Source organism: Microbulbifer mangrovi, from assembly GCF_002009015.1.
GTDB lineage: Bacteria > Pseudomonadota > Gammaproteobacteria > Pseudomonadales > Cellvibrionaceae > Microbulbifer > Microbulbifer mangrovi.
This window is the reverse complement of the sequence record NZ_LZDE01000113.1, coordinates 1-1,591: the sequence shown is the minus strand read 5'-3', so window position 1 is coordinate 1,591 and position 1,591 is coordinate 1. Positions and strand designations below refer to the sequence as shown.

At 60.1% G+C, this 1,591-nt stretch carries 1 protein-coding gene; it reads left to right on the top strand.

Going from position 1 to position 1,591, the window contains the following annotated elements; all coding sequences use genetic code 11:
- Positions 1–1,478 (top strand): translation initiation factor IF-2 (infB, locus tag B4U49_RS00560; protein WP_078082662.1); only part of this gene is annotated, 1,478 nt, incomplete at its 5' end.
- Between the last annotated feature and the right edge of the window lie 113 nt (positions 1,479–1,591).

Sequence of the window (1,591 nt, the reverse complement as noted above, 5' to 3'; positions counted from 1 at the left end):
GTCACGTTGACCACGGTAAAACCTCGCTGCTCGACTACATCCGTAAAACCAAGGTGGCATCCGGTGAAGCCGGCGGTATTACCCAGCACATCGGTGCTTACCGCGTAAAAACCAGCCAGGGCGAGATCGCCTTCCTGGATACCCCGGGACACGCCGCGTTTACCGCCATGCGTGCCCGCGGTGCCAAGGCGACCGACGTGGTTATCCTGGTTGTGGCCGCGGACGATGGCGTCATGCCGCAGACCGAAGAAGCGGTTGCCCACTCCAAGGCAGCGGGCGTGCCGCTGGTTGTCGCGATCAACAAGTGCGACAAGGAAGCGGCGGATCCGGATCGTGTGAAGAACGAACTGGCAGCCAAAGACGTTATCCCGGAAGACTGGGGCGGCGATACCCAGTTCATCGAGGTATCCGCGCACACTGGTCAGGGCATCGACGAGCTGCTGGAAGCCGTTTCCCTGCAGTCCGAAATGCTGGAACTGAAGGCCAAGGTAAGCGTGCCGGCCAGCGGTGTTGTTATTGAATCCCGCCTGGAAAAAGGCCGCGGTGTGGTTGCCACCCTGCTGGTACAGAACGGCGAACTGAAGCGCGGCGATATCGTGCTGGCGGGCCAGAGCTATGGCCGTGTTCGCGCCATGACCAACGAGCTGGGCAAATCCGTGAAGGAAGCCGGCCCGTCTACCCCGGTTGAGCTGCTGGGTCTGGATACCACGCCGAATGCGGGTGATGAGTTCCTGGTAGTTGCCGACGAGCGCAAGGCCCGTGAAGTGGCCGAGCAGCGCGCCGACAAAGAACGTCGTGAGCGCATGCAGCGTCAGCAGGCCGCCAAGCTGGAAAACATGTTTGCGGATATGGAAGCCGGCGAGAAGAAAGTACTGCCGGTTGTCATCAAGGCGGACGTACGCGGTTCCCTCGAGGCCATCCTGTCTGCCCTCGCGGACATCGGCAACGAAGAAGTCTCCGTCAATGTGGTTTCCAGCGGTGTCGGCGGTATCGCCGAGAACGACATCAACCTGGCCCTGACTTCCGGTGCCATCGTCATCGGCTTCAATACCCGTGCCGATGTGGCCGCGCGTAAACTGGCCGAGACCGAAAGCGTTGAAATCCGTTACTACAGCGTGATCTACAACCTTCTGGACGAAGTGAAGCAGGCGTTGTCCGGGATGCTGGATCCAGAACTGCGCGAAGAGATTGTCGGTATCGCTCAGGTGCGCGACGTGTTCCGCTCACCGAAGTTCGGTGCGATTGCCGGCTGTATGGTTACCGAGGGTACCGTACACCGCAACAAGCCGATCCGTGTACTGCGCGACAACGTGGTGATCTACCAGGGCGAACTGGAATCCCTGCGTCGCTTCAAAGACGACGTTCAGGAAGTCCGCAACGGTATGGAGTGTGGTATCGGCGTTAAAGACTACAATGACGTCAAAGCCGGCGACCAGATCGAGGTCTACGATATCGTCAAGGTAGCCCGCGAACTGTAATCGCCCGTCATTCAGGCGAAAGCCATATTGTCGCCCCGGCACAGGCCGGGGTTCCGCGTTCGCCTGCAGGCAGGCTCCTACAATGTACGTCGTAGGAGCCTGCCTTGCAGGCG